General features: G+C 72.7%; 22 protein-coding genes. 11 read left to right on the plus strand and 11 right to left on the minus strand.

The window, feature by feature from the left end:
• Positions 1-140 precede the first annotated feature (140 nt).
• The 5 genes from ACZ60W_RS06780 to ACZ60W_RS06800 all read left to right on the plus strand — a co-directional run bounded on the left by ACZ60W_RS06780 (position 141) and on the right by ACZ60W_RS06800 (position 5,987).
• Positions 141-1,853, plus strand: a complete 1,713-nt coding sequence (locus tag ACZ60W_RS06780; RefSeq protein ID WP_469754295.1) for an ABC transporter ATP-binding protein — start codon at positions 141-143, stop codon at positions 1,851-1,853.
• A complete protein-coding gene (locus ACZ60W_RS06785) occupies positions 1,850-2,968 on the plus strand; it encodes an ABC transporter permease (protein WP_469754296.1) in 1,119 nt (372 codons plus the stop codon). The genes ACZ60W_RS06780 and ACZ60W_RS06785 overlap by 4 nt, the downstream gene beginning before the upstream one ends.
• Positions 2,965-4,227, plus strand: coding sequence for an ABC transporter permease (locus tag ACZ60W_RS06790; protein WP_469754297.1), 1,263 nt, complete (start codon positions 2,965-2,967; stop codon positions 4,225-4,227). The genes ACZ60W_RS06785 and ACZ60W_RS06790 overlap by 4 nt, the downstream gene beginning before the upstream one ends.
• Positions 4,224-4,628, plus strand: coding sequence for a cytidine deaminase (locus ACZ60W_RS06795; RefSeq protein WP_469754298.1), 405 nt, complete (start codon positions 4,224-4,226; stop codon positions 4,626-4,628). Before ACZ60W_RS06790 ends, ACZ60W_RS06795 begins: the two co-directional genes overlap by 4 nt.
• Before the next feature lie 81 nt (positions 4,629-4,709).
• Positions 4,710-5,987, plus strand: coding sequence for a thymidine phosphorylase (locus ACZ60W_RS06800; RefSeq protein ID WP_469754299.1), 1,278 nt, complete (start codon positions 4,710-4,712; stop codon positions 5,985-5,987).
• A gap of 98 nt (positions 5,988-6,085) precedes the next feature.
• Here ACZ60W_RS06800 and ACZ60W_RS06805 read toward each other — a convergent pair whose 3' ends face one another.
• Positions 6,086-6,745 (minus strand): HAD family hydrolase, encoded by a 660-nt coding sequence (locus ACZ60W_RS06805; RefSeq protein WP_469754300.1) that lies wholly within the window; start codon positions 6,743-6,745, stop codon positions 6,086-6,088.
• A gap of 65 nt (positions 6,746-6,810) precedes the next feature.
• On the opposite strand from ACZ60W_RS06805, the gene ACZ60W_RS06810 reads away from it, so the two are divergent.
• Entirely contained in the window at positions 6,811-7,086 is a 276-nt protein-coding gene (locus tag ACZ60W_RS06810; RefSeq protein ID WP_469754301.1) for an STAS domain-containing protein, read from the plus strand.
• Positions 7,087-7,108: 22 nt separating this feature from the next.
• On the opposite strand, the gene ACZ60W_RS06815 is transcribed toward ACZ60W_RS06810, so the two are convergent.
• The 3 genes from ACZ60W_RS06815 to ACZ60W_RS06825 all read right to left on the minus strand — a co-directional run bounded on the left by ACZ60W_RS06815 (position 7,109) and on the right by ACZ60W_RS06825 (position 10,210).
• Positions 7,109-8,080: a sigma-70 family RNA polymerase sigma factor gene (locus tag ACZ60W_RS06815; RefSeq protein WP_469754302.1), complete on the minus strand. Its 972-nt coding sequence runs from the start codon at positions 8,078-8,080 to the stop codon at positions 7,109-7,111.
• 83 nt (positions 8,081-8,163) lie between these two features.
• Positions 8,164-8,871, minus strand: a complete 708-nt coding sequence (locus tag ACZ60W_RS06820) for a L,D-transpeptidase family protein (protein WP_469754303.1) — start codon at positions 8,869-8,871, stop codon at positions 8,164-8,166.
• Positions 8,872-8,950: 79 nt separating this feature from the next.
• Positions 8,951-10,210 carry an MFS transporter gene (locus tag ACZ60W_RS06825; RefSeq protein WP_469754304.1) on the minus strand — a complete coding sequence of 420 codons (1,260 nt, stop codon included), beginning with the start codon at positions 10,208-10,210 and terminating at the stop codon, positions 8,951-8,953.
• Positions 10,211-10,272: 62 nt separating this feature from the next.
• On the opposite strand from ACZ60W_RS06825, the gene ACZ60W_RS06830 reads away from it, so the two are divergent.
• Positions 10,273-11,244: a LysR family transcriptional regulator gene (locus ACZ60W_RS06830; RefSeq protein WP_469754305.1), complete on the plus strand. Its 972-nt coding sequence runs from the start codon at positions 10,273-10,275 to the stop codon at positions 11,242-11,244.
• On the opposite strand, the gene ACZ60W_RS06835 is transcribed toward ACZ60W_RS06830, so the two are convergent.
• Positions 11,230-12,006 carry a dienelactone hydrolase family protein gene (locus ACZ60W_RS06835; protein ID WP_469754306.1) on the minus strand — a complete coding sequence of 259 codons (777 nt, stop codon included), beginning with the start codon at positions 12,004-12,006 and terminating at the stop codon, positions 11,230-11,232. The genes ACZ60W_RS06830 and ACZ60W_RS06835 overlap by 15 nt on opposite strands.
• Before the next feature lie 210 nt (positions 12,007-12,216).
• Here ACZ60W_RS06835 and ACZ60W_RS06840 point away from each other — a divergent pair, with 210 nt between their 5' ends.
• Both ACZ60W_RS06840 and ACZ60W_RS06845 read left to right on the plus strand, forming a co-directional pair.
• The gene (locus tag ACZ60W_RS06840) at positions 12,217-13,371 is read left to right on the plus strand and encodes an adenosine deaminase (protein WP_469754307.1); all 1,155 of its coding nucleotides are present in this window, start codon (positions 12,217-12,219) and stop codon (positions 13,369-13,371) included.
• Between the two features lie 172 nt (positions 13,372-13,543).
• Positions 13,544-13,909 (plus strand): hypothetical protein, encoded by a 366-nt coding sequence (locus ACZ60W_RS06845; RefSeq protein ID WP_469754308.1) that lies wholly within the window; start codon positions 13,544-13,546, stop codon positions 13,907-13,909.
• Positions 13,910-13,986: 77 nt separating this feature from the next.
• Here the strand turns inward: ACZ60W_RS06845 and ACZ60W_RS06850 are convergent, their stop codons facing one another.
• From ACZ60W_RS06850 to afsQ1, 5 genes are all read right to left on the minus strand, one after another.
• The gene (locus tag ACZ60W_RS06850; protein ID WP_469754309.1) at positions 13,987-14,187 is read right to left on the minus strand and encodes a PspC domain-containing protein; all 201 of its coding nucleotides are present in this window, start codon (positions 14,185-14,187) and stop codon (positions 13,987-13,989) included.
• A 90-nt stretch (positions 14,188-14,277) separates the two neighbouring features.
• Positions 14,278-14,814 carry a VanZ family protein gene (locus tag ACZ60W_RS06855; RefSeq protein ID WP_469754310.1) on the minus strand — a complete coding sequence of 179 codons (537 nt, stop codon included), beginning with the start codon at positions 14,812-14,814 and terminating at the stop codon, positions 14,278-14,280.
• A gap of 107 nt (positions 14,815-14,921) precedes the next feature.
• On the minus strand, positions 14,922-15,560 hold the full coding sequence (locus ACZ60W_RS06860; protein ID WP_469754311.1) for a hypothetical protein: 639 nt from the start codon (positions 15,558-15,560) through the stop codon (positions 14,922-14,924).
• Positions 15,557-17,089, minus strand: a complete 1,533-nt coding sequence (locus tag ACZ60W_RS06865; protein ID WP_469754312.1) for an ATP-binding protein — start codon at positions 17,087-17,089, stop codon at positions 15,557-15,559. The genes ACZ60W_RS06860 and ACZ60W_RS06865 overlap by 4 nt, the downstream gene beginning before the upstream one ends.
• Positions 17,086-17,763 carry a two-component system response regulator AfsQ1 gene (gene afsQ1 / locus ACZ60W_RS06870; RefSeq protein ID WP_017239746.1) on the minus strand — a complete coding sequence of 226 codons (678 nt, stop codon included), beginning with the start codon at positions 17,761-17,763 and terminating at the stop codon, positions 17,086-17,088. Before afsQ1 ends, ACZ60W_RS06865 begins: the two co-directional genes overlap by 4 nt.
• A 169-nt stretch (positions 17,764-17,932) precedes the next feature.
• Between afsQ1 and ACZ60W_RS06875 the strand changes: the two genes are divergently transcribed.
• Positions 17,933-18,655 carry a SigE family RNA polymerase sigma factor gene (locus ACZ60W_RS06875; RefSeq protein WP_366309555.1) on the plus strand — a complete coding sequence of 241 codons (723 nt, stop codon included), beginning with the start codon at positions 17,933-17,935 and terminating at the stop codon, positions 18,653-18,655.
• A 175-nt stretch (positions 18,656-18,830) separates the two neighbouring features.
• On the opposite strand, the gene ACZ60W_RS06880 is transcribed toward ACZ60W_RS06875, so the two are convergent.
• Entirely contained in the window at positions 18,831-19,526 is a 696-nt protein-coding gene (locus ACZ60W_RS06880) for a uridine kinase family protein (protein ID WP_469754313.1), read from the minus strand.
• Positions 19,527-19,578: 52 nt separating this feature from the next.
• Here ACZ60W_RS06880 and ACZ60W_RS06885 point away from each other — a divergent pair, with 52 nt between their 5' ends.
• Positions 19,579-19,977, plus strand: coding sequence for a hypothetical protein (locus ACZ60W_RS06885; protein WP_469754314.1), 399 nt, complete (start codon positions 19,579-19,581; stop codon positions 19,975-19,977).
• Positions 19,978-19,995 lie beyond the last annotated feature (18 nt).

Below are 19,995 nucleotides of genomic sequence, written 5' to 3' on the forward strand. Positions count from 1 at the left end.
CCCCCCCCCCCCCCCCCCCCCCCCCCCCCCCCCCCCCCCCCCCCCCCCCCCCCCCCCCCCCCCCCCCCCCCCCCCCCCCCCCCCCCCCCCGGCCCCATTCCCGTACGGGTTTTCATTTTTCGGCAGCGCTACGCGTGTAGATGTCTCCCTGGCACGATAACTTCGCCCCGCCCTGCCCTCCCGCTCCCACTCCTTCCGGCCAAGGAGAGTGCGTCATCAACGCGTCCAGCCCCCCTGCCGTAGAACTTCACGGCATCACCAAGCGGTTCCCCGGCGTCGTCGCCAACAAGGACATCGCCATCACGGTCCGCAAGGGCACCGTGCACGCCCTCATCGGCGAGAACGGTGCCGGCAAGTCGACCCTCATGAAGATCCTCTACGGCATGCAGAAGCCGGACGAGGGCACCATCGCCGTCGACGGCGAGCAGGTGACGTTCGCCAGCCCCGGCGACGCCATCGCGCGCGGCATCGGCATGGTGCACCAGCACTTCATGCTCGCCGACAACCTCACCGTCCTGGAGAACGTCGTCCTCGGCGGCGAGAAGCTCCACGGCATCGGCGCCAAGGCGCGCAAGAAGATCCAGGAGATCTCCGACGCGTACGGCCTCGGGGTCCGCCCCGACGTCCTCGTCGAGGACCTCGGCGTGGCCGACCGCCAGCGCGTGGAGATCCTCAAGGTCCTCTACCGCGGTGCCAGGATCCTCATCCTCGACGAGCCGACCGCCGTGCTCGTCCCGCAGGAGGTCGACGCGCTCTTCGACAACCTGCGCGAGCTCAAGTCCGAGGGCCTGACCGTCATCTTCATCTCGCACAAGCTGGGCGAGGTCCTGAAGGTCGCCGACGACATCACCGTCATCCGACGGGGCACCACGGTCGGCACCGCCGACCCGAAGACCGCCACCACCAAGCAGCTCGCCGAGCTGATGGTCGGCACCGAGCTGCCGTCGCCGGAGACCCGCGAGTCGACCGTCACCGACGTGCCGATGCTCAAGGTCGACGGGCTGACGCTCACCGAGGCCGGCGCCGCGTCCGCGGCCCCGCTCACCAGCGCCGCCCCGCCGGACCCGTCCGGTGCGGTCGGGCTCCAGGAGGTCGGCGAGGGCCGCAAGCTCCTCGACGCGGTCTCCCTGACCATCCACAAGGGCGAGATCCTGGGCATCGCCGGCGTCGAGGGCAACGGCCAGACCGAGCTCATCGAGGCCCTCATGGGCATGAACAGCCCCGACGCGGGCGTCATCACCCTCGACGGCCAGGACATCTCCAAGGTCTCGGTGCGCAAGCGCCGCGAGGGCGGCATCGGCTACATCCCCGAGGACCGCCACCGGCACGGCCTGCTCCTGGAGGCCCCCCTCTGGGAGAACCGCATCCTCGGCCACGTCACCGAGGCGCCCAACTCCAAGCGCGGCGTCCTCGACCCGAAGGCGGCACGCCAGGACACCGAGCGGATCGTGCGCGAGTACGACGTGCGCACCCCCGGCATCGACGTCACCGCGTCCTCCCTCTCCGGCGGCAACCAGCAGAAGCTGATCGTCGGCCGCGAGATGAGCCACAGCCCCAAGTTCCTGATCGCCGCCCACCCCACCCGCGGTGTGGACGTCGGCGCCCAGGCGCAGATCTGGGACGCGATCCGAGACGCCCGCCGCGAGGGTCTCGCGGTGCTGCTGATCTCCGCCGACCTCGACGAGCTGATCGGTCTGTCCGACACCCTCCGGGTCATGTACCGCGGCAGGCTCGTCGCCGACGCCGACCCCGCCACCATCACGCCCGAGGAGCTGGGCTCCGCCATGACCGGCGCGGCCACCGGCCGCCTGGAGGGCACCGAAGCGCAGTCCGAAGACGGTGACGCCCGATGATGAAATTCGACAAGGACAAGCTGATCATCGGTGCCGCCGGCCCGGTGCTCGCGCTGGTCACCTCGTTCGTGCTCACCGTCCTGGTGCTGCTCGCGACGGGCCTCGACCCCATCGAGCCGATCCGGCTGATGATCGAGAACGCCGGTTACTCGGACATCCAGGTCCTGATCGTCAACCAGACCGGCATCTACTACCTGGCAGCCCTGGCCGTGGCCATCGGTTTCCGGATGAACCTCTTCAACATCGGCGTCGACGGCCAGTACCGGCTCGCCGCGATGGTCTCCGCCCTCGTCGGCGCCTCCATCGAGCTGCCCGGCCCGCTGCACATCCTGGTCATCGTGATCGTCGCGATGCTGACCGGTGCTTTCTGGGCTGGCATCGCCGGCATCCTGAAGACCAGCCGCGGCGTCTCCGAGGTCGTCTCGACGATCATGCTGAACGCGATCGCGACCTCCCTGGTGGCCTGGCTGATCCTGCCCAAGAACTTCGGCGTCCAGCCGCAGGGCTCGAACAACCTCACCACCGGCAAGATCCCCGAGTCGGGCTGGTTCCCCGGCATCGACATGGGCGAGGGCAACGGGGTCATCTACGGCTTCACCTTCGTCGCGCTCGCCCTCGGCGTCGTCTACTGGTTCGTCCTCAACCGCACCCGCTTCGGCTTCGACCTGCGCGCCACCGGCGCCAGCGAGTCCGCCGCGCAGGCCAGCGGCGTCGACGCCAAGAAGATGATCCTCACCTCGATGCTGCTCTCGGGCGCGCTCGCCGGCCTCTCCGGCATGCCGACGCTGCTGGGCGAGTCCCACACGTACAGCCTCGACTTCCCGACCGGTGTCGGCTTCACCGCCATCACCATCGCGCTGCTCGGCCGCAACCACCCGGTCGGCATCCTCTTCGCCGCGCTCCTCTTCGCGTTCCTCGACAAGGCGTCCTCGACGCTCGACACCGAGGGTTACCCGAAGGAGATCACCCAGATCATGCAGGGCATCATCGTGATCGCCGTCGTGGTCTCGTACGAGCTCGTCCGCCGATACGGCATCCGCCGCCAGCAGCAGAAGGTCGGCGAGGAACTCGCCGCCGGCGGTGCCATCAAGACCGACAAGGAGGTCGCGGCATGAGCACCACCACCGTCTCCAAGCCGAGCGCCGCGCCCAAGGGCGGCGGACGCCGCAAGCTCACCTGGCCGTGGATCCTGCTGATCGTCGCGGCCGGTCTGGTCCTCTTCTCGCTGGTCCGGGTCGTCTCCGGGGCCAACGACCTGACCTCCGTGGGCCAGGTCTCCGGCGCGCTGCAGCTGGCCGTCCCGATCGGCCTCGCCGGTCTCGGCGGTCTGTGGGCGGAGCGCGCGGGCGTCGTCAACATCGGCCTCGAAGGCATGATGGTGCTCGGCACCTGGTTCGGCGCCTGGGCCGGCTACCAGTGGGGCCCCTGGGTGGGCGTCCTCTTCGGTCTGCTGGGCGGCGCGCTCGGCGGTCTGCTGCACGCGATCATCACCGTCACGTTCAACGTGAACCACATCGTCTCCGGTGTGGCGATCAACATCCTGGCGGTGGGCTTCACCCAGTACCTGTCGAACTTCACGTTCGCCGAGGCCGAGGGCGGCTCCTCCAAGCAGTCCCCGCGCATCGACCCGATCACCGACATCACGATCCCAGGGCTGTCGGACTGGCTGGGCGACCTCCAGGGCAAGCACTGGTTCCTGATCTCGGACATCGCCGGCATCCTCGGCGGCCTGGTCACCAACCTGTCGCTGCTGACCGTCGTCGCCATCCTGCTGGTCCCGGGCACCTGGTGGGTGCTGTGGCGGACGGCGTTCGGCCTGCGCCTGCGCTCCTGCGGCGAGAACCCGGTCGCTGCCGAGTCCCTCGGCGTGAACGTCTACAAGTACAAGTACATCGCGGTCACCACCTCCGGTGCCCTCGCGGGCCTCGGCGGCGCCTTCCTCGCGATCGTCGCCACCGGCATCTACCAGGAGGGCCAGACCGGCGGCCGCGGCTACATCGGTCTCGCCGCGATGATCTTCGGCAACTGGATGCCCGGCGGCATGGCGCTCGGCGCCGGCCTCTTCGGCTTCACCGACAGCCTCAAGCTGCGCGGCGGCGCCGAGAACGTCCACGCCCTGCTGCTGCTCGTCGCGCTGCTCCTGGTGATCGCCGCGCTGTGGCAGATGTACCGCAAGAAGTGGGTCGTGGCGGCGATCGGCGCGATCTTCGCCGTCGGCTTCTTCCTCTGGTACATCCTCACCGACGAGGTCCCGAGCCAGTTCGTCGACGCGGCCCCGTACGTCACCACCCTGCTGGTGCTCGCCCTCTCGGCGCAGCGCCTGAGGATGCCCAAGGCCGACGGTCTGCCCTACCGGAAGGGCCAGGGCAAGTGACCGCGGCCCCGGCCGAGGCGGACTGGGACCTCCTGCGGGAGGCCGCCCGCGCGGCGATGTCGCAGGCGTACGCCCCGTACTCCGGCTTCCCGGTCGGAGCGGCGGCCCGCGTGGACGACGGGCGGACGGTCTCCGGCTGCAACGTGGAGAACGCCTCGTTCGGGCTCGGCCTGTGCGCCGAGTGCGGGCTCGTCTCCCAGCTGCAGGCCACCGGCGGCGGCCGGCTGACCCACTTCGTCTGCGTGGACGGCCGGGGCGAGTCCCTGGTGCCGTGCGGCCGGTGCCGGCAGCTGCTCTACGAGTTCGGGGGACCCGAGCTCGTCCTGGAGACGCCCGCCGGGTTCCTGACGCTGGCGGAGATGCTCCCGCAGGCATTCGGACCGGACCACCTCGCCAAGTAGCACTTCGGAGCGGCCCTTCCGGCACGATGGGAAGGGCCGCTCCTCCTTTCCCCCTCTATGCGCGTAGAAAGAGGCACCACCATGGACGTCATCTCCGTCATCCGCACGAAGCGGGACAAGGGCGAGCTGAGCCCGGAGCAGATCGACTGGGTGATCGACGCCTACACCCGCGGAGTCGTCGCCGACGAGCAGATGTCGGCCCTGGCCATGGCCATCCTGCTCAACGGCATGAACCGCACGGAGATCGCCCGCTGGACCGCCGCGATGATCGCCAGCGGCGAGCGCATGAACTTCGACGCCCTCTCCCGCCCGACCGCCGACAAGCACTCCACCGGCGGCGTCGGCGACAAGATCACCCTGCCGCTCGCCCCGCTCGTCGCGGCCTGCGGCGCGGCCGTGCCGCAGCTCTCCGGCCGCGGCCTCGGCCACACCGGCGGCACGCTCGACAAGCTGGAGTCCATCCCCGGCTGGCGCGCCCTCCTCTCCAACGAGGAGATGCTGCACGTCCTCGACACCACCGGCGCGGTCATCTGCGCGGCCGGCGACGGCCTGGCCCCCGCGGACAAGAAGCTGTACGCGCTCCGCGACGTCACCGGCACCGTCGAAGCCATCCCGCTGATCGCCTCGTCGATCATGTCCAAGAAGATCGCCGAGGGCACCGGCTCGCTGGTCCTGGACGTCAAGGTCGGCACCGGCGCCTTCATGAAGAACATCGAGGACGCCCGCGAGCTCGCCTCCACCATGGTCGCGCTCGGCACCGACAGCGGCGTGAAGACGGTCGCCCTCCTCACCGACATGGCGACCCCGCTCGGCCTGACCGCCGGCAACGCCCTGGAGGTCCGCGAGTCCGTCGAGGTCCTCGCCGGCGGCGGCCCCGCCGACGTCGTCGAGCTGACCATCGCGCTCGCCCGCGAGATGCTCGACGCGGCCGGCCTCAAGGACGCCGACCCGGCGAAGGCCCTCGCGGACGGCTCCGCGATGGACGTCTGGCGCCGGATGATCGCGGCCCAGGGCGGCGACCCGGACGCCACCCTCCCGGTCGCCCGCGAGCAGCACGTCGTCACCGCCCCCTCCACCGGCGTCCTCACCCGCCTCGACGCCTACGACATCGGCATCGCGGCCTGGCGCCTCGGCGCGGGCCGCGCCCGCAAGGAGGACCCGGTGCAGGCGGGCGCCGGCGTCGAGCTGCACGCCAAGCCCGGTGACACCGTCACGGCCGGCCAGCCGCTGCTGACCCTCCACACGGACACCCCGGAGAAGTTCGACTACGCCCTCGGCTCCCTGGAGGGCGCCTGGGACATCGCGGCCCCCGGCACCGCGTTCACGGCGAACCCGATCGTCCTGGACCGCATCGCCTGATCCGGGGAGCCCGGCCGCGGCGCGCGCGACGGAACGGGACCGGTGGACCCCCACCGGTCCCGTTCCGCGTGCCGGGACCGCCGGCCGCGTGGTCCCCGTCAGCCGAGTGCGGCGCCCAGCAGCCCCGTCAGCTCCCGCATGTCCGCGAAGACCACCGTCCCCGGACCGGCCAGCCGGTCCGCTCGGGTCAGACCGCCGGTGTAACCGAAGGCCCGCATGCCGGCGGCGCGGGCGGCCCGGACGCCGTACGGGCTGTCCTCGACCACCGCGCAGTGCCGCGGCGGGACGCCCATCGCGGCCGCCGCGTGCAGGAAGAGGTCGGGCGCGGGCTTGCCGCGGGCGACGTCGCGGGCGCTGAACATCCGGCCCTCGAAGCGGTCCAGCAGACCCGCGCGACCCAGGTTCCGGCGGATCGAGGCGTGGCTGCCGTTGGAGGCGAGGCAGTACGGGACGGCCAGCCCGTCCAGCACGTCGGCGACGCCCTCCACGGCCGTCAGCTCCGCGTCCAGGGCGTCCTCGTAGCGCTGCCTGAAGGGCGCCTGCCAGTCCGGCTCCAGCGGGCGGCCGCGCCGCTCCTCCACGAGGGAGGTGAGCAGGTCGTGCGGCGAGCCGACGAAGAGGTCGGCCATCTCCGTCTCGGTGAACTCGGCTCCCAGCGAGGCGAACACCTCCCGGTCCACGCGGCAGTAGATCCGCTCGCTGTCCACCAGGACGCCGTCGCAGTCGAAGATCACCAGTTCGGTGGGGTGATGGGTCATGGCCCCGACCCTACGGTCGGGGTGATCACCGATGAGTTCCGGTCCGAGGGTCGGTCTCAAGCCGTGTGGACACCAGCCGACCGCTCGTCGTGACCCTGCCCGCCCGGCCGACCGGGGACGAGGTGGCGCGCCTGTGCGCCGAGCTCGGGGCCGCCCCGCCCGGGGAGGTGGTCTGCGAGGTCGGCGCGCTCGCACCGGCCGACCTCGCCGCCGTCGACGCCCTCGCCCGGCTGAAGCTCGCCGCCGGGCGGCGGGGGCACCGGATCCGCTTCCACGGGGCGGGGCCCGACCTGCGGGCCCTGCTCCTGCTGACCGGCCTCGACGGGACCCTGAACGGATAGGTCCCGTCCTCCGGCCGGGACCTCAGCCCTCCAGCCGGGCCGGCAGGTCGAACAGCGGGAACCAGCGCTCGGTGTCCAGGAAGAAGTCCATCCCGGCGACCTTGCCGTCACGCAGCTCCAGGACGATGAGCGCCCAGGGGCCGTACCCGCCGGCCGGGTCCGGGTGGTACTGGGCGAAGGCCGGGGAGCCGTTGGCCACGGTCGGCACCAGCTTCGAGCCGGCGCAGACCTCGCCGACGCCCAGCATCCAGCCGACGATGTCGTCGTGGCCGCGGAGCCACAGGTCGTACGGCGGCATGGACATGGTCGCGTCCTCGTGGAGGAGCGCGGTGAGCGCCTTCATGTCGTAGCCCTCGAAGGCGGCGACGTACCGCTCCAGGAGCGCCTTCTGCTCCTCGTCGAGCGGGTTCGCCGCGTCGGAGGCGGCCGGCGCCTGCTCGGCGAGGGTCGCGCGGGCCCGCTGGAGGGCGCTGTTGACCGAGGCGACGGAGGTGTCGAGGAGCTCGGCGACCTCGCCGGCCTTCCAGGCGAGCACCTCGCGGAGGATGAGCACGGCGCGCTGCTTGGGCGGCAGGTGCTGGAGCGCGGCGACGAACGCGAGCCGGACGGTCTCGCGGTGCACCGCGGTCTCCGCAGGGTCGGCGACGGAGGGCAGCACCCGCCCGTCGGGCACGGGCTCCAGCCAGGTGATCTCCGGCTGCTTGACGAGCTGCGCCTGCGCCACCGGCGTGGGCGAGGTGAGGTCCATCGGCCGCGCCCGCCTGTTGCCGGCGTTGAGCGCGTCCAGGCAGACGTTGGTCGCGATCCGGTAGAGCCACGACCGCAGCGAGGAGCGGCCCTCGAAGGAGTCGATGGCCTTCCAGGCGCGGACCATGGTGTCCTGCACCGCGTCCTCCGCCTCGAAGGAGGATCCGAGCATCCGGTAGCAGTAACCGGTCAGCTCCCTGCGGTACTTGTCGAGTTCCTCGGTCGTCGCGGTCGCGGCGTCACTCATCGGGTCCACACCCCACTCACCCCTCACCGGCGCCCGTTCGGCACCGGTGAGGGGAAGCTATCGCAGTGGACCGACAACCGGGGTCAGGTTCCCGGCTTGCGCCCGTAGATGTAGACGTCGTCGCCGTTCCTGAGCAGGTTCCAGTACGCCTTGGCGTCGGCCGACCGCATGTTCACGCAGCCGCCCGAACCCGGCGGGTTCCACATCGACTTGGTCGTCGAGTGGAAGGCCTGGCCGCCGTCGAAGAACTGCGAGTACGGCATGGAGACGTGGTACAGCGTCGACCAGTGGTTGATGTTGCGCCAGTAGATCTTCTTGGAGCCGGGACGGGTCTCCGTGCCGTCCTTGCCCGTACGCACCGGCACCGGGCCGTACTTGAGGCGGGCGCCGTCCTGGATCCAGCTGAGCTGGCGCGTCAGGTCGACGCAGGCGATGCGGCCCCGGTTGGTCGGGCAGGCGCCCGAGCGGTTGGGGTTGGTGCCCGCAGCCTTCTGCTGGAGCATCGTGTTCATCGTGCGCCAGGTGATCGTCCCGGCGTACCCCATGGTCGGGGTGATGCCGTGCTTGCGCTGGAAGGACTGGATGGCCTGACAGTCGCCGAGCGACTGGCGGCCGTCGGCCGTGCGCCCGAGGAACTTCTCCACCTGCTTCTGGTACGGCCCCGTCGTCACGTTGCAGGACGCCGCCTGCGCCGGTGCCGCGCCGAGCGCGATCGTCATCGGCACCACGAGTGACGTGACGCCGACCGCGATGCCCGCTCTCTTGCCTATCCGATCCATGATCCGGTTCATGATCGTCAACTCCCCCTTGAGTCCTGTCCCGTAGGACGCGCGGGGGAGTCTTCCAGTTGCAGGACCGCGGGGGGAGGGGTCAGGAGGCGGCGAGCCGCAGCCGGCGCGCCTGCGTCCGGGCGCTGAGGCTGCCGTAGAGCGTCACCGAGACGACGCCGAGGACGGCGACCAGGCCGATGAGGACCGTGCCCGCCCAGCCGCCCGCGTGGAAGGCGATCGCGCCGAGCGTGCCGCCCGCGCTGCTGCCCAGGTAGTACGCGGACTGGTAGAGCGCGGACGCCTGCGCGCGGCCGGTCGTCGCCGTGCGGCTCACCGAGGAGGAGGCCACCGCGTGGCCCGCGAAGAAGCCCGCGGTGATGAGGACCAGGCCCGCGAGGACCGCGGCGAGGGAGTCGGCGAGGGAGAGCAGCAGCCCCGTGGCGGTGGTGGAGACCGCCAGGTAGAGCGCGCCGCGCCGGCCGAGCCGTCCGACCAGCCGTCCGGCGGCCGCCGAGGCGACCGTGCCGACCAGGTAGATCAGGAAGATCGAGCCGATCACGCCCTGCGGGAGGGAGAACGGCGCCTCGACGAGCCGGTAGCCGATCACGGTGTACACCGCGCCGAAGACCGTCATGAACAGCGCGCCGATCACGTACAGCCGCACCAGCAGCGGATCGGCCAGGTGCCCGCGGACGGTGCGCGCGAGCGCCGTCGGGTTCAGCGTGCCCGGCGTGAAGTGCCGCGCCTTCGGGAGCAGCGCCCGGAAGGCGATCGCGCAGAGCAGCGAGGTCAGCCCGACGGCGGCCAGACCCGCGCGCCAGCCCCACATCTGGGCGACCCAGCCGGTCACCAGCCGGCCGCTCATGCCGCCGATGGAGTTGCCCGCGACGAAGAGGCCGATCGCGGCGACGAGCGCCTTGGGCCGGACCTCCTCGGCGAGGTACGCCATCGCGGAGGCGGGCAGCCCGGCGAGCGCGGCGCCCTGGAGGGCGCGGAGCACGACCAGGGACTCCAGGTTCGGGGCGAGCGGCACCAGGAGGGCGAGGACGACCGCGACCGTCAGGGAGGCGGTCATCGTCGTCCGCCGGCCGAAGCGCTCCGAGAGGGCGCTCAGCGGGAGCACGCAGAGGGCCAGGGCGCCGGTCGCGGCGGAGACCGTCCAGGAGGCGGCGGAGGCGGTGGCGCCGAACTCGGCCGAGACGGCCGGGAGGAGGGCCTGCGTGGAGTAGAGGAGGGCGAAGGCGGCCAGTCCCGCGGCGAACAGAGCGAGGCTCAGGCGGCGGTAGCCGGGGGCGCCGGGGGCGAGGCGGGTGTCGGCGGACGCGCTGGTGGCGGCCGCCTTGGTACTGGCGGGAGGCATGTCACGAACGTAGGACGCCCCGCTTCATGCGTCCAATGCACGGAACTGCTGTAATCGTTCCCATGGTGCATGAGTACAGGTCACAGCCTCGCCTGTCACCGAACAGTAACGAAGATGACATGGGACACCTGCTCGCGCCGCGGCTCGCCCTCTTCGCCGCCGTCGCCCGCCACGAGCACGTGACCCGCGCCGCGGCCGAGATGGGCGTGCCGCAGTCGACGCTCTCGCGCGCCATGGTCCGGCTCGAACAGGACCTCGGCGTCGCCCTCTTCGCCCGCCGCGGCCGCACGGTCTCCCTCACCCCGGCCGGCCGCCGCTTCCTCACCGCCGCCGAGCGGGCGCTCGCCGAGGTGGAACGGGCCGCCGACACCGTACGGGCCGACGCGGACCCCGCCGCCGGTCGGGTCGCCTTCGGCTTCCTCCACACCATGGGCTCCGAGACCGTCCCCGGACTGCTGCGCGCCTTCCGCGTCGACCACCCGGGAATCCGCTTCACCCTCGTCCAGAACTACGGCGAGGCGATGATCGAACGGCTCCGGGCCGGGGACCTCGACCTCTGCCTGACCTCCCCGGTGCCCGACGCCCCCGACCTGGTGGCCCGCCGCCTCGACGAACAGCGGCTGCGGCTCGTCGTCCCGGACGACCACCGGCTCGCCGGCCGCCGCCGCGTCCGCCTCGCCGAGGCCGCCGACGAGACCTTCGTGACCCTGGAACCGGGGTACGGGCTCCGCCGCATCACCGACGACCTGTGCGCGGAGGCGGGCTTCCGGCCCCGGATCGCCTTCGAGGGCGAGGAGGCCGAGACCCTGCGCGGCCTGGTCGCGGCCGGCCTCGGCGTCGCCCTGCTGCCGCCACCCGCCGTCCCCCGGCCGGGCGTCGTCGAACTCACCGTCACCGCGCCCCGGGCGGTCCGCGAGATCGGCGTCGCCTGGCTCGACGGCCACCCCGACACCGCGCCGGTGGCCGCCTTCAAGAAGTTCCTGCTCGGCCGGCGCGGCCATCTGCTCCCGAAGGAGCCGTCACCTCCGGCGTGAGCCGCCGAAGCCCGCCGCCAGCGGCATCCGCAGGCCCAGCGGCGGCGGCGCCGCCATCGCGTCCGTCACCGGGCGGGCGACGGGCCGGGCGAAGAGCGCGCCGAGGACGAAGTCGGCGGCGAGCGCCCGGACCTCGTCGGCGTACTGGCGCAGGGCGTGGCCGTCCGCGTGCACCTCGAAGCGGCAGGTGTCACGGTTGGCCTTCTTCGCCCGCTCGGCGAAGCGGAACGACAGCTCGGGGTCCGTCCGCGCGTCGTTCGTGCCGTGCACGAGCAGCACCCGGCGCCCCACCAGCTGCCGCACCGGCTCCGGCTCGGCCGCCACGTCGTCCTCCGGCAGCCAGGGGGCCAGGGCCAGGACCGCGCCCACCCCCTCGTGTCCGGCCGCCCGCAGCGCCGCCCGGCCGCCGAGACCGTGCCCGACGAGACAGACCGGGACGTCGCCGTACCGCCGGACGGCCTCGGCGACGGCCCAGGAGGCGTCCGCCGCGAGCTGGGCGTCGGTGCCGTTCCAGCCGCGCCCCCGGTAGCGCACCACGTGCGCGACGAGTCCGTCGGACCGGCCCGCCCGGACGAGGCCGCGGCCGAGCGGCAGCATCGCCGCGTGGGCCCGGGCCGAGGCCCGCCGCCCCGACACCGGATCGCCGTCCGGCAGGAGCAGCACCACGCCGCCCACCGCCGCCGACGTGCGGGAACCGCCAACAGGACGTCCGAGCCGGGGTCTCCGGGCCTCGGACGGCCCCACGAGTGCGTAGTGCGCCATGACAGAACAGTCTCAGAAGCGGAGGTGTACACCAGTGGTACGCGCGATCTCTGTTACGTATCGTCCGGAGAGCGAACGCCCGCGCCCCCGCGGCCCGTTCGGGCCGCCGTGCCGGGCCGGCGCGCGGCCTTCCCGTCCGCGGCGGGGAAATCCGGCGCCCGCGCGGCGCGACGGGGCGCGCTCTACGCGCGTAGGGGCTACAGTGCGGAAATGACGAGCCAGACTCCCAGCGTCCCCACCGCGGACCAGGTCCGCCGTGCCCCGAAGGTGCTGCTCCACGACCACCTCGACGGCGGACTGCGCCCCGGCACGATCATCGAACTGGCCCGGGAGCAGGGTTACGACCAGCTCCCCGAGACGGAGCCCGACAAGCTCGGCGTCTGGTTCCGCGAAGCGGCCGACTCCGGCTCGCTGGAACGCTACCTGGAGACCTTCGCGCACACCTGCGCCGTCATGCAGACCCGCGAGGCCCTGGTCCGCGTCGCCACCGAGTGCGCGGTCGACCTCGCCGAGGACGGCGTGGTCTACGCGGAGGTGCGCTACGCGCCCGAGCAGCACCTGGAGGGCGGACTCACCCTCGAAGAGGTCGTCGAGGCCGTCAACGAGGGCTTCCGGGAGGGCGAGCGGCAGGCCAGGGCCGACGGGTACCGCATCCGGATCGGTGCCCTGCTGACCGCCATGCGGCACGCGGCCCGGGCGCTGGAGATCGCCGAACTCGCCAACCGCTACCGGGACTCCGGCGTGGTCGGCTTCGACATCGCGGGCGCCGAGGCCGGCTACCCGCCCACCCGCCACCTCGACGCCTTCGAGTACCTCAAGCGGGAGAACAACCACTTCACCATCCACGCGGGCGAGGCGTTCGGCCTGCCGTCGATCTGGCAGGCGCTCCAGTGGTGCGGCGCCGACCGGCTCGGGCACGGCGTCCGGATCATCGACGACATCGAGGTCGCCGACGACGGCACGGTCCGGCTCGGCCGCCTCGCCGCCTACGTCCGCGACAAGCGCGTCCCCCTGGAGATGTGCCCCTCCTCCAACCTCCAGACCGGCGCGGCCGCCTCGTTCGCCGAGCATCCGATCGGCCTGCTCCGCACCCTTCACTTCCGGGCCACGGTCAACACCGACAACCGGCTCATGAGCGGTACGACCATGAGCCGGGAATTCGAGCTGCTGAACGAGGCATTCGATTACACGCTCGACGACATGCAGTGGTTCACGGTCAATGCGATGAAATCAGCGTTCATTCCTTTCGATGAACGCCTGGCGATGATCAATGAGGTCATCAAGCCCGGATATGCCGAGCTGCGGTCCGAATGGCTGTTCCAGCAGACGGCCGCGACCAGCGACTCTTCCCGTACGGCGGGCTGAGCGGCGCCCCGTCCGAAGTAGGGAGGCGGCCGGGTCGGCGCGACACCCGGCCGCTTTCCGGTGTTTGCGGAGGAGTCGATCGCTGGTTAGGTTGCAGAGCCGCTCTGCATTCCCAGGATTTCCCCTCCCGGCTTTCCCGGAAGCCCCCGGATTCCCCAAGGAAGATTTTCAGATGAAGCAGTCTGCCGCCAAGAAGCTCGGTGTCGCCGCTCTCGGTGCCGCTTTCGCCGCCGCCGCCGCCGGCACGGCCTCCGCCGCGCCGTCCCTGCCGCTCGACGCCGACGCGCTGGGCACGGTGACCAAGGCCGTCCCGCTGGGTGACGGCCTCACCGAGCTCCCCGACGGCGCCGCCGAGTCCCTCGGCGCCGGGCAGGGCGCCCTCGGCCAGGGCGTCGACCAGGGCGTGAAGACGCTCCCGGCCGCCGCCGGCCAGGCCACCCAGAGCCTCCCGCTCGACGCCGCCGCCGGCGGCCTCGGCGCCACCCCGCTCGGCGGCCTCCTGGGCGGCCTGCCGCTCGGTGGCCTCCCGATCGGCTGACACCCGCCGCACCGCCGAAGGGGCGCGCACCCGGACCTCCCGGGTACGCGCCCCTTCGGCGTGCGCGGTGCGCGCGGCTACCAGGCCGCGGTCGCCCGCTTCTCGGACGGCAGGAAGATCCAGAGCGCCAGGTACAGCAGGAACTGGGGTCCGGGCAGCAGGCACGACACCAGGAAGATCAGTCGCATCGTCCACGCGGAGGTGCCGAAGCGCCGTGCCAGCGCCGCGCACACTCCGCCGATCACGCGTCCGTCACGGGGGCGGATGACTGCGGCCATGGTGGGCTCCTTCGGAGTCGGTCCGGGAGCCGCTCCGTCGGGCTCCCGATGACTCCATGGTGCCGCCGGACGGGTCTCCGGGGCGTCGGTCTACCGGGCGATCGGGACCCTGGGAATCGTCGGGGTCGAACCCTGAGCCGTCTCGTTCCGGGGGAGGGCGGAGCCCCCGCCGGACCCGCTGCCCGCGGACGAGGCCCCTCGTCCCGGCTCCGACCTGCGGCGCAGCCAGCCGCGGCCGGCCGGCACGAGGAGGAGATGGGCGAGCGCCACACCCGCCGTGTTCAGCAGGACCGAGTCCACGTCGACGACCTGTCCCGGCACGGCGGTCTGCAGCAGCTCCACGGCCAGCGACAGCAGCGCGCCGGCGGCGGTCGTCCGGGCCAGGGAGGCCCACCGGGAGACGTCGAGCCGTCCGTCGGCCATCGGCAGCAGCACCCCGAGCGGCGCCAGGAGCAGCAGCCCCTCGCCGATCAGCCGGGCCGCCGCGCCGGCGCCGAGGGCCAGGTCGGCCCGCAGACCGTGCAGCGGGATCGTGTTCGGCGCGGTCACCCAGGCCACGTCCCGTGGCCGCAGGCTGACCCAGGCCACGAGCAGCAGATGCGCGAGGAGGAGAGAGAACCCCACCACGCGGACGACCACGGCGGCACCACCGCCCGAACCTTGACGCTGCACGCCCCCCAAGACGCCCGTCGCGGCGGAATCGGTTCCGCCGCGACACCGGACGCCTCGCCGTGTCAGCCCGTGGACGTCGCCGTCGGGGCGGCCGCCGGAGCCGTCGGCGGGGTGGACTCCGGGCGCTCGCGCAGCTCGGTCGTGCACCGGTACCGCTTGGGCGGGTAGGCGCCGGGGCCGCCCAGCAGGACCGTGTGGCCGCCCGCGCCCGCCGAGCTCTCCGCGAAGGTGCAGACGATCTGCGACAGCGCGGTCGGCGCCAGGTCCTCCGGCTGGCGGCTCAGCCGCAGGGTGCCGGCCGGGTCGCCCTTGTACCCGCCCCGCACGGCCAGCGGACCCCGCACCGCGCTGGTGAAACCGGCCTGCCGCTCGCCGTCCGACGGCTCGGCGGTCAGCTGCGCCAGCAGCCCCGTGGCCGTGCGCACCGGGTCGCCGCCCGCCTTCTCCTCCGGCAGCGGCGAGCGGCGGTCCACCGGCTCCAGCTGCGATCCGCAGACCAGGAACACCCGGACCGGCACGCCCTGCGCGGCCGACGGCGACGGAGACTCCTCGGTGACGCTGCACGGCACGCGCGACGGGGCGGCGCCCGCGTCCACGGGGACCGACGTCGTCCTGATCCCGCAGCCGGTGACCAGCGCGGCCAGCGCGGCCGCGCTCAGGGCGCCGGCTCCCGCCGTACGCCCGAAGGTGCGGCGCCTCACTCTTCCTCCACCTCGCCCTGGCTGCTGCGGGTCTGCACCTCGCGCGTGATCCCCGACGCGTCGAGCGGCAGCCGCAGCACGAACACCGCGCCGTCCACCGCCCCGTCCTCGCCGACCGAGTTGGACGCCGTGATCGACCCGCCGTGGATCAGCGCGTTCTCCATGGCGATCGACAGGCCGAGACCGCTGCCCTCGGAGCGCGGCCGGGACGCGCTCGCCTTGTAGAAGCGGTCGAAGACGTGCGGCAGCACCTCCTCGGGGATGCCGGGGCCGTGGTCACGGACCGCGATGACCAGCTCCTCGGCCTCCGTGCGCACCGAGACCCGCACCGGCGAACCGCCGTGCTTGAGCGCGTTGCCGATGAGGTTCGCCAGGATCACGTCCAGGCGGCGCGGGTCCAGCGGCGCCACGATCCCGCGCGCCGCGTCGAGGTCGACCGCGTCCAGCCAGGCCCGCGCGTCGATGCAGGCGGTGATCTGGTCGGCGATGTCCACCTCGTCGAGGACGAGGCGCGCGGTGCCCGCGTCGAAGCGGGTCACCTCCATCAGGTTCTCCACCAGGTCGTTCAGCCGCCGCGTCTCGCTCACCACCAGCGCCACCGCCGGGGCGATCATCGGGTCCAGGGTGTCCTGCTCGTCCTCCAGGACCTCGGTGACGGCCGTCAGCGCGGTCAGCGGGGTGCGCAGCTCGTGCGACATGTCGGCGACGAACCGGCGGCTGGACTCCTCCCGCGCGCTCATGTCCGCGACCTTCTTCTGCAGGGACTCGGCCGCGCTGTTGAACGTCCGGGACAGATCGGCCAGTTCGTCCGCGCCGGAGACCCGCAGCCGCGTGTCGAGCTTGCCCTCGCCGAGCTGCCGGGCCGCCTCGCCGAGCCGGTGCACCGGGCGCAGCACGGTCGTCGCCGCGACCTGCGCGAGCAGCACGGAGCCGACGACGGCGAGCGCCGTCGCGATCCCCAGGGACCAGGCGAGCGAGTTCAGGTCGGCCTTCTCCGCGGCCAGCGACTTGAACATGTAGCCGGCCGGTCCGCCGCCGTCGATCCGCGTCCCGCCGACCAGGTACGGCGTGCCGCCCCGTTCGGTGCGCTGCCAGAACAGGTGGTGGCGGTAGGGGTTGGCCTCCGTCACCGGCCGCTCGGTGTCCACGGCCTCGCGCAGCGACAGCGGCACGTCGGCGAGGGTGAAGTCGTCGGGGTCGGAGGCGCCGACGATCGGCTTGCCCGCGTCCCGCTCGCCGAGCAGCAGCACCTGGTAGTTCGCGGCGCTGCCGCCCGCCATCTGCTCGGCGGTCCGCCTCAGGTCGTCCTGGGTCGGCCGGAGCGGCAGCGTGGCGGCCCGGTTCTGCATCTCCTGCCGGAAGTCGTTGAGCGCCCCGTCCTGGGTACGGGTCAGCACCGCCTCGCGGTTGAGCCAGTACGCGATGCCGGAGGCGGCGACGGCCGCGGTGAGCGCGACCAGGGCGAAGACGACGACGAGCCGCAGCCGCAGGCTGGAGAGCCGGGGCCGCGCGAGGATCCCCGTACTCACGCAGGGACGTCCAGCCGGTAGCCGACGCCCCGCACGGTGCGGATGAGCGTGGGCGAGGACGGCACGTCCTCCACCTTGGCGCGCAGCCGCTGCACGCAGGCGTCGACGAGCCGCGAGTCGCCCAGGTAGTCGTGCTCCCACACCAGCCGCAGCAACTGCTGCCGGGAGAGGGCCTGTCCGGGCCGCCGGCTCAGCTCCAGCAGCAGCCGCAGCTCGGTCGGCGTGAGCTGGAGGTCCTCGCCGTTCTTGGTGACGGTCATCGCGGACCGGTCGATGACGAGGGACCCGTACGTCGCGGAATCCGTCGACTCCCGCTCGCCGCGCCGCAGTACGGCCCGGATGCGGGCGTCGAGCACCCGGCCCTGCACGGGCTTGACCACGTAGTCGTCGGCACCGGACTCCAGTCCGACGACCACGTCGATGTCGTCACTGCGCGCGGTGAGCAGGATGATCGGCAACTGGTCGGTGCGACGGATCCGCCGACAGACCTCGAAGCCGTCGATGCCGGGCAGCATGACGTCGAGCACGACCAGGTCCGGCCGCTGCTCGCGCAGCAGCTGGAGCCCGTCCTCGCCCGTCGCGGCGGTGGCCACCCGGTGGCCCTGCCGGGACAGGGAGAGTTCGAGGGCCGTGCGGATGGCGTCGTCGTCCTCGATCAGCAACAGAAAAGGCACGGCAGCATTCTGTCGCATTCGGCCGTCCGAGTTCGACCGCCGGGAGGCGCGCTTCTGTTCCACCCCCTGTGACACGGCTGTGACAGTCGGCGGACAACGCCATGAAGTCCCCGGGGGAAGCTTCTTGGCACACGGACCGAAACACACTCCAACCGACGGGGGGCGCGAGATGAACGCACTGCACAGCACCACCTCAAGCGCAGTTGTCACGCGTCTCCACGACGTCGTGCGGAGCACGGAGAAGTCCGGCGCGGTGAACGGGCGGGGGTGCGTTCGCAGCGTCGGGCGTCAGCGCAAGGCGCCGTACATGGTGGCCGTTGCTGACGGGGGAGCGGCGTACGGGGAGGGCACGGGGGAACGCGTCACCTGCTCGGAGGCCGAGTTCACGGCCTACGTCCAGGAGCGTCGTGCCTCCCTGTACGCCACCGCCTACCACCTGACCGGTGACCGTTTCGAGGCCGAGGACCTGCTCCAGAGCGCGCTGTTCTCCACCTACCGCGCCTGGGACCGGATCAGCGACAAGGCCGCGGTCGGCGGATACCTCCGCCGCACCATGACCAACCTGCACATCAGCGCCTGGCGCCGGCGCAAGCTCAACGAGTACCCGACCGAGGAGCTCCCCGAGACGGTGGGCGAGACGGACGCGATGCGGGGAACCGAGCTGCGCGCGGTCCTGTGGCAGGCCCTCGCCCGGCTGCCCGAGCTCCAGCGGACGATGCTGGTGCTGCGCTACTACGAGGGCCGGACCGACCCGGAGATCGCGGAGATCCTGGACATCAGTGTCGGCACGGTGAAGTCGAGCATCTGGCGCTCGCTGCGGCGACTGCGCGAGGACGAGGTGCTGAGCTTCGGCCGTGACGAGGAGGAGTCCTTCGGCGAGCTGGTGGCCTGAAGGTCGGGGGGAACGGGGAAAGACCGCGCGGGCCACGGGGGAAACGGGGCTCGCGGGGTCGTCACGGGGGGAACACGGGGGAACCGTACGGGGGTACGGGGATGACGAAGCGGGCTGTACGGGCCGGGGGGTCTCGTACGGCCCGCTTCGTGCCGTGTGCCGGGTGGCGCCGGCGTCAGCTCGCCGCCGGGGTGCGGTGGCGGCCGGCCGCGGCGGCGGCGAGACGCCCCAGGGCCTCCGGCTTCGCGCAGGGGTGGGCGCCCAGCTCGGCCTGACGGGCCACGATGGCCCGCTCCGCGCGCATCAGCCGCCAGCCGCGGCGCAGCAGGAAGGGCACGGACTTCCGGCCCTCGCGCAGGTCGCGGGCGAGACGGCGGCGGAAGGTCGTCGAGGGACGGCCGCGCAGGCAGAGCGCGTCCGCGAGGACGTCGAGCTCGCGGCAGCGGCCCACGATCTCGGCCGCGAAGATGCCCTCCGCCACGAACAGCGGGGTCCGCTCGATGTCGAACCGCTCCCGGCCGACGCGGGAGCTGGTGGAGATGTCGTACACGGGGACGTCGGTGCGTCCCGTGCGGCACAGCTCGACGATGGCGGCGACGGCCGCGTCGGCGTCCCAGGACCGCGGGGAGTCCCAGTCGATGTCCGTGCTGCCGTCGACGAGCGGGAGCGACGGGTCGTCGCACTCCTTGTAGAAGTCGTCGAGGCGCAGGACCGGGAGGCCGGTGACGGCGGCGAGGGACGACTTGCCGGAGCCGGAGGGGCCCGTGAGCAGGACGACACGGGTCGGGATCGGTTGGGAACTCACGGGACACCAGTGTGAAGCATTCCCCCGTGCAGGGGACCCCCGCAGGAGGCCGTTGGTATCGAGCATCACACCTCGACTACTGTCGGTGGCCGCTCGGTCACCCCTCGGAAGGAACGTCATGGCGCGTCACGCAGAACCCCGCACCCCCCGCCGCAGCGCCCTGCTCAAGGCCGGTCTCACGGTCACGGCGGCGGGCGCCGCGCTGGTCGGCGGGGGCGCCGCGGCCCAGGCCGCGGCCCCGGTGCCGCTGCCCGTCGACTCGCTGACCCGCACCGACGCCGCCGCGGCCGGGACCGGCGCGCTCTCCGGCGTCACCCACGGCCTGGGCCCGCTGACCCGGCTCCAGCTCGACCCGCTGGCCAACACCGGCGTCGACCCGCTCGCCAACGGCCTCGGCACCCAGGTCGCCGACTTCAAGCCGATCGGCACGAACCTCGTCACCGACCACGTCACGAAGGGCGGGGCCGTCGCCGACCTCCCGGTGGCCGGGCCGCTCACCCAGGGGCTGCTGCCCTAGGGCCGGCGGGGCGGGGGA

It is taken from the genome of Streptomyces sp. NPDC104202 (assembly GCF_055584185.1).

Coding starts and splice junctions, on each gene's coding strand:
- ACZ60W_RS06780 (WP_469754295.1), top strand. CDS start 141: ATGTCTCCCTGGCACGATAACTTCGCCCCGCCCTGCCCTCCCGCTCCC.
- ACZ60W_RS06785 (WP_469754296.1), top strand. CDS start 1,850: ATGATGAAATTCGACAAGGACAAGCTGATCATCGGTGCCGCCGGCCCG.
- ACZ60W_RS06790 (WP_469754297.1), top strand. CDS start 2,965: ATGAGCACCACCACCGTCTCCAAGCCGAGCGCCGCGCCCAAGGGCGGC.
- ACZ60W_RS06800 (WP_469754299.1), top strand. CDS start 4,710: ATGGACGTCATCTCCGTCATCCGCACGAAGCGGGACAAGGGCGAGCTG.
- ACZ60W_RS06805 (WP_469754300.1), bottom strand. CDS start 6,745: ATGACCCATCACCCCACCGAACTGGTGATCTTCGACTGCGACGGCGTC.
- ACZ60W_RS06815 (WP_469754302.1), bottom strand. CDS start 8,080: ATGAGTGACGCCGCGACCGCGACGACCGAGGAACTCGACAAGTACCGC.
- ACZ60W_RS06820 (WP_469754303.1), bottom strand. CDS start 8,871: ATGAACCGGATCATGGATCGGATAGGCAAGAGAGCGGGCATCGCGGTC.
- ACZ60W_RS06825 (WP_469754304.1), bottom strand. CDS start 10,210: ATGCCTCCCGCCAGTACCAAGGCGGCCGCCACCAGCGCGTCCGCCGAC.
- ACZ60W_RS06830 (WP_469754305.1), top strand. CDS start 10,273: ATGGTGCATGAGTACAGGTCACAGCCTCGCCTGTCACCGAACAGTAAC.
- ACZ60W_RS06835 (WP_469754306.1), bottom strand. CDS start 12,006: ATGGCGCACTACGCACTCGTGGGGCCGTCCGAGGCCCGGAGACCCCGG.
- ACZ60W_RS06840 (WP_469754307.1), top strand. CDS start 12,217: ATGACGAGCCAGACTCCCAGCGTCCCCACCGCGGACCAGGTCCGCCGT.
- ACZ60W_RS06845 (WP_469754308.1), top strand. CDS start 13,544: ATGAAGCAGTCTGCCGCCAAGAAGCTCGGTGTCGCCGCTCTCGGTGCC.
- ACZ60W_RS06850 (WP_469754309.1), bottom strand. CDS start 14,187: ATGGCCGCAGTCATCCGCCCCCGTGACGGACGCGTGATCGGCGGAGTG.
- ACZ60W_RS06875 (WP_366309555.1), top strand. CDS start 17,933: ATGAACGCACTGCACAGCACCACCTCAAGCGCAGTTGTCACGCGTCTC.
- ACZ60W_RS06880 (WP_469754313.1), bottom strand. CDS start 19,526: ATGCTCGATACCAACGGCCTCCTGCGGGGGTCCCCTGCACGGGGGAAT.
- ACZ60W_RS06885 (WP_469754314.1), top strand. CDS start 19,579: ATGGCGCGTCACGCAGAACCCCGCACCCCCCGCCGCAGCGCCCTGCTC.